15 protein-coding genes are annotated in these 17,327 nt (G+C 35.0%); 14 read left to right on the forward strand and 1 reads right to left on the reverse strand.

Annotated features, from left to right (window positions below; all coding sequences use genetic code 11):
- Positions 1-176 precede the first annotated feature (176 nt).
- A complete protein-coding gene (locus tag DWW68_RS00720; protein ID WP_118588521.1) occupies positions 177-512 on the forward strand; it encodes a zinc ribbon domain-containing protein in 336 nt (111 codons plus the stop codon).
- 9 nt (positions 513-521) lie between these two features.
- Positions 522-899: a DUF2085 domain-containing protein gene (locus tag DWW68_RS00725; RefSeq protein ID WP_118588522.1), complete on the forward strand. Its 378-nt coding sequence runs from the start codon at positions 522-524 to the stop codon at positions 897-899.
- 335 nt (positions 900-1,234) lie between these two features.
- Here the strand turns inward: DWW68_RS00725 and DWW68_RS00730 are convergent, their stop codons facing one another.
- Positions 1,235-2,536, reverse strand: coding sequence for a hemolysin family protein (locus tag DWW68_RS00730; protein WP_118588523.1), 1,302 nt, complete (start codon positions 2,534-2,536; stop codon positions 1,235-1,237).
- A gap of 160 nt (positions 2,537-2,696) precedes the next feature.
- On the opposite strand from DWW68_RS00730, the gene DWW68_RS00735 reads away from it, so the two are divergent.
- The 12 genes from DWW68_RS00735 (at position 2,697) to DWW68_RS00790 (ending at position 17,274) form a co-directional block, all read left to right on the forward strand.
- Entirely contained in the window at positions 2,697-3,053 is a 357-nt protein-coding gene (locus tag DWW68_RS00735) for a TIGR04086 family membrane protein (protein WP_118588524.1), read from the forward strand.
- 157 nt (positions 3,054-3,210) lie between these two features.
- Positions 3,211-3,351 (forward strand): six-cysteine ranthipeptide SCIFF, encoded by a 141-nt coding sequence (scfA, locus tag DWW68_RS00740; RefSeq protein ID WP_021952875.1) that lies wholly within the window; start codon positions 3,211-3,213, stop codon positions 3,349-3,351.
- Between the two features lie 78 nt (positions 3,352-3,429).
- Positions 3,430-4,791, forward strand: a complete 1,362-nt coding sequence (scfB, locus tag DWW68_RS00745; protein ID WP_021952876.1) for a thioether cross-link-forming SCIFF peptide maturase — start codon at positions 3,430-3,432, stop codon at positions 4,789-4,791.
- Between the two features lie 18 nt (positions 4,792-4,809).
- A complete protein-coding gene (secD, locus tag DWW68_RS00750; protein WP_243052973.1) occupies positions 4,810-7,065 on the forward strand; it encodes a protein translocase subunit SecD in 2,256 nt (751 codons plus the stop codon).
- A gap of 83 nt (positions 7,066-7,148) precedes the next feature.
- Positions 7,149-8,903, forward strand: coding sequence for a single-stranded-DNA-specific exonuclease RecJ (gene recJ / locus DWW68_RS00755; protein ID WP_118588525.1), 1,755 nt, complete (start codon positions 7,149-7,151; stop codon positions 8,901-8,903).
- A 71-nt stretch (positions 8,904-8,974) separates the two neighbouring features.
- On the forward strand, positions 8,975-9,499 hold the full coding sequence (locus tag DWW68_RS00760) for an adenine phosphoribosyltransferase (protein WP_118588526.1): 525 nt from the start codon (positions 8,975-8,977) through the stop codon (positions 9,497-9,499).
- Between the two features lies 1 nt (position 9,500).
- On the forward strand, positions 9,501-11,765 hold the full coding sequence (locus DWW68_RS00765) for a bifunctional (p)ppGpp synthetase/guanosine-3',5'-bis(diphosphate) 3'-pyrophosphohydrolase (protein WP_243052975.1): 2,265 nt from the start codon (positions 9,501-9,503) through the stop codon (positions 11,763-11,765).
- 21 nt (positions 11,766-11,786) lie between these two features.
- Complete coding sequence (locus DWW68_RS00770; protein ID WP_118588528.1) at positions 11,787-12,407, forward strand: MBL fold metallo-hydrolase; 621 nt, start codon at positions 11,787-11,789, stop codon at positions 12,405-12,407.
- A complete protein-coding gene (gene hemZ / locus DWW68_RS00775; protein ID WP_118588529.1) occupies positions 12,407-13,846 on the forward strand; it encodes a coproporphyrinogen dehydrogenase HemZ in 1,440 nt (479 codons plus the stop codon). Before DWW68_RS00770 ends, hemZ begins: the two co-directional genes overlap by 1 nt.
- 48 nt (positions 13,847-13,894) lie before the next feature.
- Positions 13,895-15,154, forward strand: a complete 1,260-nt coding sequence (gene hisS, locus DWW68_RS00780; RefSeq protein ID WP_021952883.1) for a histidine--tRNA ligase — start codon at positions 13,895-13,897, stop codon at positions 15,152-15,154.
- A gap of 18 nt (positions 15,155-15,172) precedes the next feature.
- A complete protein-coding gene (gene aspS / locus DWW68_RS00785; protein ID WP_118588530.1) occupies positions 15,173-16,954 on the forward strand; it encodes an aspartate--tRNA ligase in 1,782 nt (593 codons plus the stop codon).
- A 110-nt stretch (positions 16,955-17,064) separates the two neighbouring features.
- Positions 17,065-17,274, forward strand: a complete 210-nt coding sequence (locus DWW68_RS00790) for a hypothetical protein (RefSeq protein ID WP_118588531.1) — start codon at positions 17,065-17,067, stop codon at positions 17,272-17,274.
- Positions 17,275-17,327: the final 53 nt, after the last annotated feature.

A 17,327-nucleotide genomic window follows, 5' to 3' on the forward strand; every position in this document is an offset into this window, starting at 1 on the left:
TAATATGGATTTTATCCCACAAATGTTGGTTTGTGCAAACATACTACATTTTGTGGGATTTTTTGTGCTTAAGGCAGAAAAATGACAAAATGTGCCATTTGTATTGAAATTACATAAATGAATTGTTATAATCAAACGGTAATATATTTAATAACAAAGGATAGGAGGACGAAAAAATGTATTGTAACCATTGTGGAAAAGAAATTAATGACAATGCAGTTGAATGCCCATATTGTGGAGGAGATACAAAGAACACGCATAATAATGATTATGGCACACCATATGTATCTGATAATGGAGGAATAGGCTGGGGGCTACTGGGATGTTGTATTCCTTTAGCAGGTTTGATTTTATTCCTTGTGTGGAAGGACACCAAGCCAAAAACAGCTAAAGCCGCAGGAATTGGTGCTTTAGTTAGCGTAGGTATTTCAATATTATTCTACATTATAGTGATTGTAGCAGGCGTAGGAGCAGGAATGTATGGTGCTTCATCAAGTGTTACAGGATTTTAGGAATGTGGCATGAAAAGATGGTTATGTAAATGGCTACCCATCATATTTGGATGCCATCAAAGACCTGAACGTTCATTTTTCTTTCATGGAAAACAGTTTCCAATATGCGCAAGGTGTACAGGTGAACTTATAGGAATTATAGTAACTCCTATAGGATATTTCTTTTTGAAAAATTTACCTATATGGGTGTTTTTTGTTTTATTAATTCCACTTGTAACAGATGGTTTGATACAGGCAAAAACAAAGTATGAAAGTAATAACACTAAGCGCTTGATTACGGGCATATTATTTGGAATAGGCTTAATGATGTTGTTTATGATATCTACAGCGTATTGCTTTAATATAGGGGTTGATATTGGAAGAAAATGGAGATACTCGCAGTTATAAAATATCGTATTAAAGTATAAGCAGAACTTTATGTCGAAAGAAAACATTGAAGTTCTGCTTTTTTGATAGTTATATTTAAGAAGCAGATGAGATGGTGAGATATGGAAATGACTGGAATAGGGATGACTAGAATATGGATATAATAAAAATTAAAATCCAACTGCTCGCATCACATAAATTCAAAAAAAGAATAAAAGAATTATTAAAATCCAAAAATTACTAAAAATATTGAAATAAAAAATCCCGTAAATTATATCATACATAATACAATCTACGGGAATGTTTCGTATTTATTTATCGATACCTTACGGGGCGTTTATATATATCCCACAAAACTATTTGTCAGATTCTGAATTAACCTCATCAGATGGAGTGTCATCTTCATGGTCAATTTTGACCTTAACCAAATCAATTCGTTTATCATCCATTTTGATAACTGTAAGTTTGCAGTTATCAATTTTCACACTGTCACCTTTGTTTGGTAGGCGGTCTAAGTGTTCAATAATAAGTCCACCGAGAGATTCATAATCTTCTGAATCTATATTAGTACCCAATTCGTCATTGAAATCATCTAAATTAATTGAGCCTTCAACAATGTATTCATGTTCACCAATTTGTCTGACAGCAAGCTCCTCAGCCTGGTCGAACTCATCGTGGATATCACCTATGATTTCTTCCACAATATCTTCTAATGTAATAAGGCCCTCAGCCTGACCATATTCATCTAAAACAATACACATTCCGGGCTCATTATTTCTCATTTCTATAAGAAGGTCATTAAGCTCTTCTTTTTCGTGAGTATAATAAGGTTCACGCATTAATTTATTAACATCAAAATTTACACGGTTTACTTCATTTATAAGCATATCTTTAATGTTGATAATTCCCACAATATTATCTGTATCATCTTTATAAACAGGTATACGGGTAAATTTATCTGACTTAATAACAGATAAAAGTTCATCGTATGAAACATCAATAGGAACCATGGTTATATCAACCTTAGGAATCATAATGTCTTTAGCACATGTGTCTCCGAAATCAAAAACGTTGTTAATCATATCGTACTCATCATCTTCGATAATACCCTCTTCCTGACTAACCCCCACAATGGTTCTTAATTCATCTTCAGTAATAGCTGCTGAATTTAAATTTACGTTAACTCTGAATATTTTTAACAGAAAGCTGGAAAACAGATTCAGCACAAAAATAACCGGAGTTAAAATAAACATAAAAAATTTAATTGGCTTTGCATAAGATAATGCAATTGACTCAGCATGAAGAGTTGCTACCGTTTTGGGAATAATTTCACCAAAAATAATGATGACAAGTGTAAGTACGCCTACGCAAACGCTGACAACTATGTTTACATCAAAAATATGCTGGGCTAAAACTGTTGTAAGAGAAGAAGCAGCAATATTAACAATATTGTTACCTATCAAAACAGTGCTAAGCATCTTTCTGGAATTGCTAAGTACCTTATCAAGTACAATAGCTTTCTTATTTCCGTCATCAACGAGCATTCTCAATCTTACTTTATTAAATGTAGTAAGAGCAGTTTCGGCTGATGAAAAAAACGCCGAGAATAACAATAAAACAAATAATATGCATAGCAGAGCTATGTCACTGGGTCCCATATAAATCTCCTTACAAAAAATATTTCAGGCAAAAGCCTGTTAGAGTCGATTGTACAATATAGATAATTTAAAGTCAACAAACCGTAATAAATTATACGCTTTCATAATATAAATTATTATATAAACGTTAGGAAAGGCTGGTATTACCGGTAAATAAATTATGAAAAAAGTTGCAGTGATATTTTTAAAGGAAACATTGATACAAATGATTATAAGTACAGTATTGTTGGCACTAATTGCTTTTGTGGTTCTTAAAATTTCACCTTCTGTGGCAACAATAAAAATAATGGTGTTGATAATTTATGGAATTGCGTCATTTTGTGGTGGGGTGATAGTGGGAAAGGTTATGGAAAGCAGAAAATTTGTGTGGGGAGCATTAGCCGGACTGATTTATTTTGCAATAATTTTTCTCACAGCACTAATTTCAAAAGGAAGCGTCTCATCAGGAAGTGTAGGACTCTTTTCAGGATGTATTGTTTCCGTGGTGGCAGGAACAATAGGAGGAATGCTTAGTTAAAGGGGGGATAGGATAATAGGGGAATGATTTTAAACGATTTTAACAGGATTTTGATACAATAAAGAAAACGTTTGAAAAAATACCATATTGTGATATAATAACCTAAGACTTGTGCAGCTTTACATAAATAAGCACAAAATAGATTTGGAGGATTACCATGAAACATATTAAGACATTAAATGCAAAAACATTAAAGGACACAATGAAAAAAGGCGGATGCGGTGAATGTCAGACATCATGTCAGTCTGCTTGCAAGACTTCTTGTACAGTAGGAAACCAGACTTGCGAAAACAAATAAAATTTTATATGGCATTATTTTATAACAGAGCCGAATTTTCGACTCTGTTATAATGCGTTAAAAAGGGAGGAAGTCACAGTGATTCATCAGTATAAAAGCAATGGATATAACATTGTAATGGACGTTAACAGTGGCGCAGTGCATGTGGTTGACGACGTTACATATGATGCTATAGAGTTGTTTGAAGATATTTCTTCTTCTGAAATTGTTGATAAACTGAAGGATAAGTATAATGAGTCCGATATTTTAGAGGCAATTGACGAAATAGAAGAATTAAAAAAAGATGGACAACTGTTTACCGAAGACATATATCAGCCGTTTGTTGAAAAGTTTAAGGAGAACCGTCAGACCGTGGTTAAGGCTTTGTGCCTGCATATAGCCCATGATTGTAACCTGGCATGCAAGTATTGTTTTGCTGAGGAGGGTGAGTATCACGGAAGAAGAGAACTTATGAGCTTCGAGGTTGGAAAGAAAGCCCTGGATTTTCTTGTTAAAAATTCAGGCAATAGAGTAAACCTTGAAGTAGACTTCTTTGGTGGTGAACCATTAATGAACTGGGAGGTTGTAAAGCAGTTAGTTGAATATGGACGTTCGTTAGAAAAGCCATACAACAAGAAATTCAGATTTACCCTTACCACTAATGGTGTACTTCTTAACGACGAGATTATGGAGTATTTGAATAAGGAAATGTCTAATGTAGTAATTAGTCTTGATGGTCGTAAGGAAGTCAACGACAGAATGAGACCATTTAGAAACGGAAAAGGAAGTTACGACCTTATTGTTCCAAAATTCAAAAAGCTTGCAGAAAGCCGTAATCAGACCAATTATTATATAAGAGGTACATTTACAAGAGATAATCTTGATTTTTCTGAAGATGTAAAACATTTTGCTGATTTAGGATTTAAACAGATGTCAATTGAGCCTGTTGTTGGTCCGGAAGAAGATCCGTATTCCATTAGGGAAGAGGATTTACCGACAATAATGGAAGAGTACGATAAACTTGCACTTGAATACATAAAGCGTGAGAAGGAAGGCAGAGGCTTTAATTTCTTCCACTTTATGATTGATTTAAATCAGGGACCATGCGTGTATAAGCGCTTATCGGGATGTGGTTCAGGAACTGAATATCTTGCAGTTACACCATGGGGAGATTTTTACCCGTGCCATCAATTTGTTGGAAACGAAGATTTTCTTATGGGAAATGTAAATGATGGAATTGTCCGTAAAGACATTGTTTCCACATTCGGAGACTGTAATGTGTATTCAAAAGAAAAATGTAAAAACTGCTTTGCAAGATTTTATTGCAGTGGCGGTTGTGCTGCAAACTCATATAATTTTCATGGCACAATTAATGATGCTTATGATATCGGATGTGAAATGCAGAGAAAAAGGGTGGAATGCTCAATAATGATAAAAGCAGCGTTAGCCGACGCTGACTGATAAGAAAGAGGTTAAAAGATGAAAATTAAAATGAACAAAACTAAAGGGATTGTATTTTTTATACTTTCACTTGCAGTAATGGCTTTTGCCGGTTATGTGATTCTGTTTGGCGTAGGGGATCACGGACAGGCTAAGTATATTACACAGGGTCTTGATCTTAAAGGCGGTGTAAGCATTACATATCAGGTATCGAAAGATGACCGTGATAAGTTAAACAGTGATTCTCTTGAAGCTACAAGAGGAAAATTAGAGAAGAGAATTCATACATTTAGTACAGAAGCTACAGCTTATAAGCAGGGTGATGATAGAATTACAGTTGAAATCCCGGGTGCATATGATGCGGACAAGGTTCTTGAAGAATTAGGTAAGCCGGGTTCACTTTATTTCTGTACAAAGGCTGATTCAACACCTACAGATGAGCAACTTAAAAACAAGGAATATATCCAGTTAAAGAACACAACAGGTGGACAGTATGACGGATATTATAAGGTATGGCTTACAGGTGACAGTGTTTCAGATGCTAAAGGTCAGGCAACAACTAATGAAAAGACAGGAAAAGCAGAGAATGCTGTAGACCTACAGTTTAATACAGCAGGAACAAAAATTTTTGGTGAAATGACATCTCAGAATGTTGGACAGCAGTCATACATTATTTATGACAATGAGGTTCTTAGTGACCCGAAAATTAATCAGTCAATTACCGGTGGACAGGCTCAAATCACAGGTAACTTTACATTAGAGGAAGCACAGACACTTGCAGATAATATTAAGATTGGTTCACTTGATCTTTCATTGGATGAATTAAGTCATAGTGTTCAGAGTGCACAGCTTGGTAGAGATGCTTTATCAAAGAGTGTTCAGGCAGGTATGATAGCGTTTGTTATTATTGTATTATTCTTACTTTTCGTATATAGAGTGCCTGGTCTTGCTGCAGGTTTTGCATTATTATCATATGTTGAATTAATGCTTCTTGCACTTAACGGATTTGACCTTACACTTACTCTTCCGGGTATTGCAGGTATTATTCTTAATATCGGTATGGCAGTTGATGCTAACGTTATTATTTATGCCCGTATCAGAGAGGAAATTGCAGCCGGTAAGTCAGTTAAGAACGCAATCACTATTGGATTTAAGAAAGCAACATCAGCTATCGTTGACGGTAACGTTACAACACTTATTGCAGCATTAGTTCTTCTTTGGAGAGGTTCAGGAACAGTTCAGGGCTTTGCTATGACACTTGCAATAGGTATCTTCATTCAGTTGTTTACATCCCTTGTTGTTTCAAGAGGAATTGTGTGGATGCTGTATTATATGGGATTCCAGAAACCGGTATTTTATGGCAAGGAAAGAGCAAAGAATGTTATCAAGTTTGTTGAAAAGAGAAAAGTTTGGTTTACAATTTCAATAGTTGTTATTGTTATTGGCTTAGGCTCAATTGTTTACAATGTGGCAACAGGAAATGAAGCATTTAACTATAGTATTGAATTTAAGGGTGGTACATCTATAAGCGTTCAGTTTGATAAGGATTACACTATCGATGAATTCAACGATACAATTAAACCTGAAATACAGAAAACATTAAATACATCAGATGTACAGGCTCAGAAGGATACAGGTACAAAGGGCTTATACTCTATTAAGACAAAGAAAATGTCATCAGATGAAATGGACGAATTTAAGAAGCTTTTGATTGACAAATATCAGGCAAAGGATGACGAGCAGAACTTTAATGATACAGAAATTTCAGATACAATCAGTGCTGAAATGAGAAGAGATGCCGTTGTTGCTACAGCTCTTGCTACAATTTGTATGTTGATTTACATCTGGTTAAGATTTAAGAATATTCAGTTTGCTTTAGCAGCTGTTATAGCATTAGTTCATGATGTACTTATAGTTGTTGGTTTCTATTCATTGTCAAGACTTACAGTTGGAACAACGTTTATTGCCTGCCTTCTTACAATAGTAGGTTACTCAATAAACGCTACAATTGTTATCTTTGACAGAATTAGAGAAAATAAGGCAGTTATGAAGCGTGGTGAAACAATGATTGGTCTTATTGACAGAAGTATCACAGAAACACTTACAAGAAGTATCTACACATCATTAACTACATTTGTTGCTGTATTTATGATATTCGTTATGGGTGTTTCATCAATTAAAGAGTTTACAACACCATTAATGGTAGGTATCGTAGCCGGTGCTTATTCATCAGTATTTGTTACAGGTGCATTGTGGTATGTATTAAAAGGTAAACAGTACGACAAAGAAAAATAATTAAGAAGTATTTAACGGTACCATCTAAATGGTGGTGCCGTTTTTCTTTTTAAAATACTATTTAGGAACAAGGCATAATTATTATGAAAGAGAAATGGTTTTTACAGACAAAAAGGGCAGATTTTAATCATATTTCTGAAAAATTTCATATCAGTCCGGTAATTGCAAGGATAATTAGAAACAGAGATGTAATATGTGACGAGGACATCTATAATTATTTAAATGACGATTTGGAAAAAATAAGTTCTCCATGGCTTTTTAAAGATATGGATAAGGCTGTTGATATACTAAGAATAAAAATCAGTCATGAAAGTAAAATAAGAATAATATGCGATTATGATGTTGACGGAATAACTTCCGGATATATTTTATTTAGGTCATTAAAAAAGCTAGGGGCAAATATAGACCTTGTAGTTCCCCACAGAATAGAAGATGGCTATGGTATAAACGAAAAACTAATTAAAAATGCCTATGATAGCGGTATTGATACTATTTTAACATGTGATAACGGTATTTCAGCTTATAATCAGGTGGAATATGCCAAATCTTTTGGAATGAATATTATTATTACTGACCATCACGAGGTACCTTTTGAAGAAACTGATGGAAAAAGAGAATATATTGTTCCTAATGCAGATGCAGTGGTAAATCACAAACAGGCAGACTGCCCCTATCCATTTAAAGAGCTGTGTGGAGCAATGGTTGCATATCAGCTTATATCGGCATTGTTTGAAACAGAAGGCATAGGCAAAAACGAATTATATAAGTTACTTCCTTACGCTGCTATTGCAACTGTATGTGACGTAGTGGATTTAAAGGGAGAAAACAGAATTATAGTAAAACAGGGCATTAAAAAACTAAAAGACTGTAATGATATTGGTATAAATGCTTTAATAAATGCCTGTAAGTTAGATAAAAATAATCTTTCATCTTATCAGTTTGGTTTTGTTATAGGCCCTTGCCTAAATGCCAGTGGAAGATTAGACACGGCAAAACGTGCCACGGAGTTATTAGATTGCATAGATACTCAAAAGGCGGAAGTTTTGGCAAAAGAACTGGTGGAATTAAATGCTGAACGTAAGGATATGACTAATGAAGGAGCCATGACAGCAATTGAAATGGCACAGGATATGGATGACAAAGTATTGGTTTTATACCTTAAAGACTGTCATGAAAGCATTGCAGGAATTATTGCAGGAAGGGTAAGAGAAAAGTATAATAAGCCTACGTTTGTCCTGACAGATGCTGAACAGGGAGTTAAAGGATCAGGTCGTTCTATTGAGGAATACGATATGTATTCAGAACTTACAAAGGTAAAAAGTTTGCTTACAAAATTTGGTGGTCATAAAATGGCAGCGGGAATATCTTTAGAAGAAAAAAATATAGATTTATTTAGAAAAATGTTAAATGAAAATTGTAATTTAACGGAAGAAGATTTATATTTAAAGGTATGGATTGACATTGCCCTGCCTTTGGAATATATTACAATGGATTTCGTAAATCAGTTAGAGGTTATTAAGCCCTATGGAAAAGGCAATGAAAAGCCGGTTTTTGCAGAAAAAAATCTAAAGATTATCAGTTTGCAAATACTGGGAAAATCAGGAAATGTAATAAAAATGGTTGTAGAAAATCAAAATCATTACAGAATGACTGCAGTTAAGTTTAACAGTGCTGTTGATTTTATGGCATTTTTGTCTGAAAAATTCGGTGAGGAAGAGGTAAATAAGGCCCTTCAGGGTCAAAAGAATAATTTGAAAATTATGGCAACATACTATCCGGAAATAAATGAGTATAATGGAAGGATAAATTTACAAATAATAATAGATAGATTTTGTTAAAAGGGTTGTGGTAATATATAATTATGACAACTATAAAATAAATAATTATATAGCAAGAAGGAGAAGATAAAATGCATGAGGTAGAAAAGTACATTAGAAGCATACCTGATTTTCCGGAACCGGGTATTATTTTCAGAGACGTTACAACAGTAATGAAGGATCCTAACGGGCTTAAGATAGCTATTGATTCCATGATAGATAAGGTAAAAGACCTGGATTTTGATGTGGTTGTAGGTTTAGAGGCCAGAGGCTTTGCTTTGGGTACACCTATTGCGTATGCTTTAAATAAAGGCTTTGTTTTGGTTAGAAAGAAAGGTAAACTGCCTTGTGAAACTATTTCAGAAGAATATGATTTGGAATATGGTACAGCTGAAATTGAAATTCACGTAGATGCCATTAAACCGGGACAGAGAGTTGTTATAACTGATGATTTGATTGCCACAGGCGGAACAGTAAAAGCAGCTATTGATTTAGTAGAAAGACTTGGTGGAGTTGTAGTTGGTTGCGTATTCCTTATGGAATTAGCAGGATTAAAAGGTAGAGAGAAATTAGAAGGATATAGAGTAGATTCAGTTGTAGCATATGAAGGGAAATAATATGAACAATGTAAAAATCGAAAATCACGGTGTAATTCCAAAAGAAGAAGAACAGGCAACCCCTGAGGAATTATACGGGAGACTTATAGACAAAATTAAACATTATCATCCGTCGGCAGATGAGTTGCATATGATAGAGAAGGCGTATAATTTTGCCAAAAATTTCCACGGTGACCAGAAACGTAAATCCGGAGAGCCTTATATCATACATCCTCTTCATACTGCCCTTATTTTGGCAGACCTGGAATTGGACAAGGAATCCATAATGGCAGGTCTTTTGCATGATGTTATGGAAGATACATCTGCCACAAGGGAAATAATGATAAAGGAATTTGGTGAGGAAGTAACAGATTTAGTAGATGGAGTAACCAAACTTACCAGATTGGATTATGATACTGACAAGGTAGAGAAACAGGCTGAAAACTTAAGGAAAATGTTTCTTGCCATGGCAAAGGATATCAGAGTTATTTTAATAAAATTAGCTGATCGGCTTCACAATATGCGTACATTGCAATATATGACACCGGAAAAGCAAAAAGAAAAATCAAGGGAGACAATGGATATTTATGCTCCAATCGCGGATAGACTTGGTATTTCTAAAATTAAAATAGAATTAGATGACCTTGCCTTAAGATATCTTGAACCTGAAAAATATAAGGAATTAGTTGAAGGTGTCCATGAAAGACTTGAGCATAGAGAAGAATTTATGAGTAATCTCATTGCTGAAGTTGCAGGATATATAGAAAAAGCAGGAATTAAGGCTACTATTGACGGACGTGTTAAGCATTATTTCAGTATTTACAAGAAAATGACAATGCAGCATAAAACATTAGACCAGATATATGATGTATTTGCTGTTAGAATTATTGTAGACAGCGTTATGGAATGTTATGGTGCATTAGGCATTATTCATGAGAAATATACACCGGTTCCGGGAAGATTTAAGGACTATATTGCCATGCCAAAGCAGAATATGTATCAGTCCTTACATACTACCCTTATCGGACCTAACGGACAGCCTTTTGAAATTCAGATTAGAACATACGAAATGCATAAAACCGCTGAGTATGGTATCGCTGCTCACTGGAAATATAAAGAAAATATCACAGGTGAGGGAGATAATGAGGAACAGAAGATTAGCTGGTTAAGGCAGATTCTTGAATGGCAGAGAGATTTGTCAGATAATAAGGAATTTTTAAATTTACTTAAAGATGACCTTAATATGTTCTCAGAGAGAGTTTACTGTTTTACACCTAATGGAGATGTTAAAAATCTTCCAAACGGCTCTACGCCAATTGATTTTGCCTACAGTATTCATAGTGCCGTAGGAAACAAGATGGTAGGTGCCCGTGTTAACGGAAAAATGGTAAACATTGATTATAAAATACAAAACGGTGACCGTGTAGAAGTTGTAACCTCTAATAATTCCACGGGCCCTAGTATGGACTGGTTAAAAATTGTTAAAAGCACTCAGGCAAAGAACAAAATAAACCAGTGGTTTAAACAGCAAAATAAAGAGGAAAATATTGTTAAAGGTCGTGAACTTATAGAAAAGTATTGTAAGTCTAAAGGCATAGTAATGTCAGAAATATTTAAGCCTGAATATATGGATAAGGTAAGGCTTAAGTATAGCTACAAGGAATGGGATTCGCTAGTGGCATCTATAGGCCATGGAGGATTAAAGGAAGGTCAGATTGTAAACAAGCTTTTAGACGAATACAATAAAGACCATAAAATTGAAATTACAGATGAAGATGTTTTAAATGAAGCTAATGGAAACAAGCAGGGAACGAAACATAATTCATCAAAAAGCGGCATTATTGTTGAGGGAATGAATGATGTGGCTGTAAGATTTTCAAAATGCTGTAGTCCGGTTCCGGGAGATGAAATTGTGGGATTTGTCACCAGAGGAAGAGGTGTTTCTATACACAGAACCGATTGTGTAAATATTATAAATCTTCCGGATATTGAACGAGGAAGGCTTATAGAGGCAAGCTGGGCTGCTGACGAATCAGAGCAGGATGGAAAGTATATGACGGAAATCGTTATATATGCACATAACCGTGTGGGAATACTTACTGACCTGTCAAAGATATTTACAGAGAGAAATATTGACGTAAACAGTATTAACAGTAGAACAAGTAAGTCCGACATTGCCACTATTTCAATGACTTTTGCCATTCAGGGTACAGATGAATTAAATAGTCTTATTGCAAAAATAAGAACCATTGACAGTATAATTGACATTGAAAGAACAAGCAGTTAATAAAAGATTAGGAGATTTGATATGGCTAAGATAATGATTAGAAGTGTTACTGTAAGCGAGTGCTATACAAATTGCTATATTTGTATGAATAAGGATACAAAAGAGGGATTTATTGTGGATCCGGGAGATGACGAACTGAAAATATCAGTTAATGTAAGCAGACTGGAAATGATTCCAAAGGCAATATTGCTTACCCATGGACACTTTGATCATATCGGAGCCGTAAATCAACTGAAGGAAAGATATAATATTCCTGTCATTGTAGGGGCAAAAGAGGAAAAAGTCCTTACAGACAGCAGAATGAATCTGTCGTCTATGTTTGGAGAACCTGTAAAAGTTAATGGAGATAAGTTTTTAGAAGATGGTGAAAACTTTCAGGTAGCGGGATTTGATATACAATATGTTCTTACTCCTGGGCATACTCCGGGAAGCGGATGCTTTTATATTGAAGAGGAGCAGGTTTTATTTAGCGGAGATACCTTGTTTCAGGCAAGCAGAGGAAGAACGGATTTTCCGGGAGGAAGTGAATCTGATATAATTAAGTCCATTAAAAACAAACTTCTGGTTTTACCGGGAGAGACAGAGGTATATCCGGGACATATGAACATAACAAATATTGACAGCGAAAAGGTGTACTATTAATGATTGATATACAAATAGAACCGGCACAGTTTGAATATGACGTACAATCACTTGTACAGGCATTTTATACCGGTCATCCCTTTAAAATTAATGACAGGGTTGAAAATTCATACCGGAAAATATCTGTAAAATATGAAAAAAACAAGATATGTATTTCGGTGTGGAGTAAGGAAAAAGAGCCTGTAGAAGGTGAAATGTTTTGTGATTTTTCAGACAGAAGAGAAACTAAGAATATATTAAAGAAACTGTTATATAAGCTGTTAAGTGCAGATACGAAAGAGAAACTTCCCTGGGGAACACTTACAGGGATAAGGCCATCTAAGATTCCGGAGATGATGCTGGAAGAAGACATTAGCCGGAAAGAAATTATGTCTTATATGAAAGAAACATATTTGATATCTGATGAGAAGTTAAATCTGGCAATAGATATAGCTGACAGAGAGCGACAGATTTTGTCAAAAATAAATTATAAACATGGATTTAGTTTGTATGTAGGGATACCCTTTTGTCCTACAACCTGTTTGTATTGCTCATTTACCTCATTTCCAATAGAAAAATACAGAAAAAAAGTTGATTTATACTTAGATGCAGTTATAAAGGAAATTAAATATCTTGGAATAAAGCTAAAAAACAGGGAACTAAATACGGTATATATCGGTGGAGGAACTCCCACTACCCTTGAACCAAATCAGTTAGACAGGCTTATAAATGCCTTGAAGGATAATTTTGATTTTTCCACGGTAGTTGAATTTACAGTGGAGGCAGGAAGACCTGACAGTATAACGGAAGATAAGATAATGGTTCTAAAAAAGCATGGAGTAAGCAGAATATCCATAAACCCTCAAACCATGAATGAGAAAACATTGGAAATTATAGGTAGAAAGCATACTGTTTCTCAGGTAAAAGAAGCATTTGCCATTGCAAGAAAATGCGGTATGGATAACATCAATATGGATTTTATTGTGGGACTGCCGGGAGAAAACGCCCAAATGGTAAAATACTCCATGGAAGAAGCTCTTAAACTAAATCCTGACGGAATTACAGTTCATTCTCTTGCTTTAAAAAGGGCTTCAAGACTTAATGTGGAAAAGGACAGATATTGCGACATGACCATGGAAAACAGTAGCAGGTTAATGAAAATAACGGAAGAATATGCCGGAAAAATGAAAATGGTTCCATATTATATGTACAGACAGAAAAATATGGTTGGTAATCAGGAAAATGTAGGTTATTCTAAGGTTGGAAAGGAAGGAATTTACAACATTTTAATGATGGGTGATTATCAGAATGTGTGGGCTGCCGGTGCAGGAGCGGTAACTAAATTGCTGTCTAAAGACAGAAAAGAAGGAAAAAGAATTGATACATTGAAAAATGTAGATTTATATATAGATAGAATTGATGAAATGATTGAAAGAAAAAAGGTTGTTAAATTGGATTAATAATAGTAAAATTGTATAGTTGGAAAAAACATTAAAAGGAGTGGTAAAATGGCTTTAAGTAAGAAACCCGTTACAGGAATGAAAGATATTCTTCCTGAAGAAATGAAAATTAGAAATTATGTACAGAATGTAATTAAGGATACATATAAAGCTTTTGGCTTTACACAAATTGAAACACCTTGTGTTGAGAATATTTCAAATCTTACAAGCAAGCAGGGTGGTGAAAACGAGAAACTTATATTTAAGATTTTAAAAAGAGGAGAAAAATTAAATCTTGAAACAGCTAAGGAAGAGATGGATTTAGTTGATAATGGATTAAGATATGATTTAACAGTACCTCTTGTAAGATATTATTCAAAAAATGCTAATGATTTGCCATCACCCTTTAAGGCACTTCAAATGGGAAATGTCTGGAGAGCAGACAGACCTCAAAGGGGAAGATATCGTCAGTTTATGCAGTGCGATATTGATATATTAGGTGATCCAAGCAATCTGGCTGAAATAGAACTTATTCTTGCAACAACAACAACTCTTGGAAAGTTGGGATTTAAAAATTTCCAAATCAGAATAAATGAAAGAAGAATATTAAAGGCTATGGCTGCGTATAGTGGTTTCCCGGAGGAATCTTATGACAGCGTATTCATTATTCTTGATAAAATGGACAAAATCGGTCTTGAAGGTGTAAAAGAAGAATTAATTAAATATGAATTTTCACCGGAGGCTGTAGAAAAATATACAGATTTATTTAAGGAACTCGAAGGACAAAAAGACCCTATAGCTTATCTTGCAGAAAAACTGGGAGATTATATGGGAGATGACGTAAAAGAATGGATGAATGAAATTATTGAAAGTGTAAGAGCAACAAAGTCTTCTGATTTTGAGATTGTGTTTGATCCTACTTTGGTACGTGGAATGTCTTATTATACAGGAACAATTTTTGAAATTGCCATTCCCGAGTTTGGAGGAAGCTGTGGAGGTGGCGGACGCTATGACAAGATGGTTGGTAAATTTACAGGTCACGATGTTCCGGCATGCGGTTTTTCAATTGGGTTTGAAAGAATTGTTTTATTACTTATGGAACAGGGATTTAAGATTCCGGAAGACTATGATAAGGTTGTTTATCTTATAGAAAAAGGCGTAAGCGGCGATGCACTTTGTGATGTTATTGCTAATGCCCAGGAAGAAAGAAAGAGTGGTAAGCAAGTTCTTGTAACAAGAATGAACAAGAATAAAAAGTTCCAGAAAGAGCAGCTTATGGCTCAGGGATATAATGAATTTAAAGAATTTTATAAAAATCCACTTAAATAGTGAGGAGGAGTATACAATATGGCAGAATCAATGCAGGGACTTCACAGAAGTCACAGATGTACAGAAGTTAGCAACCAAAATATTGGTGAAAAAGTAACTGTTATGGGCTGGGTTCAGAAGAGAAGAAATTTAGGCAGTCTTATATTTATAGATTTAAGAGACCGCTCAGGTTTGTTACAGTTAGTTTTTAACGAAAATGACGGTGAAGTTTTTGAAAAGGCAAAAGAACTAAGAAGTGAATATGTTATTGCGGCAGAAGGCACAGTTAGAAAGCGTGATGGCGCAATAAATCAGACAATGGCTACAGGTGACATTGAAGTTACAGTTGACACATTGCGTATTTTATCTGAGGCAGATACACCTCCATTCCCGGTAGAAGAGGATTCAAATACAAGAGAGGAATTAAGACTTAAATACAGATATTTGGATTTAAGAAAGCCTCATTTACAGAGAAATCTTAAGCTAAGAAGTGATGTAACTACATCTATAAGAAAATTTATGGCAAATGAAGGCTTTATTGAAATTGAGACACCTACATTATGTAAGAGTACACCGGAAGGCGCAAGAGATTATCTTGTCCCAAGCCGTATTCATCCCGGAGCATTTTATGCATTGCCACAGTCTCCTCAGCTGTATAAACAGCTTTTAATGTGTTCAGGATTTGACAGATATATTCAGATTGCAAGATGCTACAGAGATGAGGATTTAAGAGCAGACAGACAGCCGGAGTTTACACAGGTTGACATGGAACTTTCATTTGTGGATATTGACGATGTTATTGATGTAAACGAAAGATTGTTGCAGGCTTTGTTTAAGGAAATACTTGACGTTGACGTTCAGCTTCCTATTCCAAGAATGACATGGCAGGAGGCAATGGACAGATATGGTTCAGATAAACCTGATACACGTTTTGGAATGGAAATCGTAAACGTTACTGACGTAGTAAAAGATTGTGGTTTTGGAGTATTTACCGGAGCTATAGAAAACGGTGGTACGGTTAGAGGTTTAAATGTTAAAGGTCAGGGAGCAATGCCTAGAAAGAAAATAGACAAGCTTGTTGATATGGCAAAAGGAAATGGTGCTAAAGGTTTGGCATATCTTTGCATTAATGAAGATGGCACTTATAAGTCATCTTTTGCAAAGTTTATGACAGAAGAAGAGTTAGACAATCTTGTTAAAGCCATGGATGGTGAAAGAGGTGATCTGCTGTTATTTGCCGCTGATAAAAATAAGGTTGTATGGAATGTTTTAGGAGCACTTAGATTAGAGTTAGGTGAACAGTTAGAACTTATAGATAAGAACAAATTTAACTTCTTATGGGTTGTTGAATTCCCACAGTTTGAGTGGTCTGATGAGCAAAACAGATTTTTAGCAATGCATCATCCGTTTACAATGCCTATGGAAGAAGATATTAAGTATATTGACAGCAACGAATTAGGAAAAGTCCGTGCTAAAGCATATGATATTGTATTAAATGGTTCAGAAATAGGTGGCGGAAGTGTGAGAATACATCAGGCTGACATTCAGGAAAAGATGTTTGAAGCATTAGGTTTCACACCTGAGGCTGCTCATGAACAGTTTGGTTTCTTATTAGATGCTTTCAAGTATGGCGTTCCTCCACACGCAGGACTTGCATACGGACTTGACAGATTGGTTATGCATATGTCAGGTGAGGATAATATCCGTGAGGTAATTGCATTCCCTAAGGTAAAGGATGCATCATGTCTTATGACTGCCGCACCGGGGGAAGTTGACGACAAACAGTTAGAAGAACTGGACATTGCAATTATTAAAAAATAAATATATATATAATAAATTATAAAAGCATACATTGTGTTGGAATTTGTACATTCCGGGGCGGTGTATGCTTTTTTGCAGAACATAGAAATGGTAATACATATACTGAAAAATTGTTTATTTCTTTTTATACTTCCCAGAATAATCTTGATATTATTACAAAGTCATTAAAGATAAAGGAAGAAGATTTATCAATTAAGTTAAATGATAAAATAGTTTTAGGGCAGCTTGAAATAGGTGAAAATGTTTTGATTGTAGCCAGTGACCATCGGGAAGAATTGCTTCACACTGGGAAGCATGGAGATTTTACCCGGATTAAATAAAAATAGCTGAGACACAACGATTATTATTCGTGGGCCTCAGCTGTTTTTTATTT

Source organism: Eubacterium sp. AF16-48 (assembly GCF_003479405.1).
Lineage (GTDB): Bacteria > Bacillota > Clostridia > Lachnospirales > Lachnospiraceae > Eubacterium_G > Eubacterium_G segne.

What these genes read in the sequence shown, in the direction of transcription:
- DWW68_RS00765 (WP_243052975.1), top strand. Translation starts at nt 9,501, where the DNA reads ATGAACAATGTAAAAATCGAAAATCACGGTGTAATTCCAAAAGAAGAA.
- DWW68_RS00730 (WP_118588523.1), bottom strand. Translation starts at nt 2,536, where the DNA reads ATGGGACCCAGTGACATAGCTCTGCTATGCATATTATTTGTTTTATTG.
- DWW68_RS00770 (WP_118588528.1), top strand. Translation starts at nt 11,787, where the DNA reads ATGGCTAAGATAATGATTAGAAGTGTTACTGTAAGCGAGTGCTATACA.
- scfA (WP_021952875.1), top strand. Translation starts at nt 3,211, where the DNA reads ATGAAACATATTAAGACATTAAATGCAAAAACATTAAAGGACACAATG.
- secD (WP_243052973.1), top strand. Translation starts at nt 4,810, where the DNA reads ATGAAAATTAAAATGAACAAAACTAAAGGGATTGTATTTTTTATACTT.
- hisS (WP_021952883.1), top strand. Translation starts at nt 13,895, where the DNA reads ATGGCTTTAAGTAAGAAACCCGTTACAGGAATGAAAGATATTCTTCCT.
- DWW68_RS00720 (WP_118588521.1), top strand. Translation starts at nt 177, where the DNA reads ATGTATTGTAACCATTGTGGAAAAGAAATTAATGACAATGCAGTTGAA.
- aspS (WP_118588530.1), top strand. Translation starts at nt 15,173, where the DNA reads ATGGCAGAATCAATGCAGGGACTTCACAGAAGTCACAGATGTACAGAA.
- recJ (WP_118588525.1), top strand. Translation starts at nt 7,149, where the DNA reads ATGAAAGAGAAATGGTTTTTACAGACAAAAAGGGCAGATTTTAATCAT.
- DWW68_RS00725 (WP_118588522.1), top strand. Translation starts at nt 522, where the DNA reads ATGAAAAGATGGTTATGTAAATGGCTACCCATCATATTTGGATGCCAT.
- DWW68_RS00760 (WP_118588526.1), top strand. Translation starts at nt 8,975, where the DNA reads ATGCATGAGGTAGAAAAGTACATTAGAAGCATACCTGATTTTCCGGAA.
- hemZ (WP_118588529.1), top strand. Translation starts at nt 12,407, where the DNA reads ATGATTGATATACAAATAGAACCGGCACAGTTTGAATATGACGTACAA.
- DWW68_RS00735 (WP_118588524.1), top strand. Translation starts at nt 2,697, where the DNA reads ATGAAAAAAGTTGCAGTGATATTTTTAAAGGAAACATTGATACAAATG.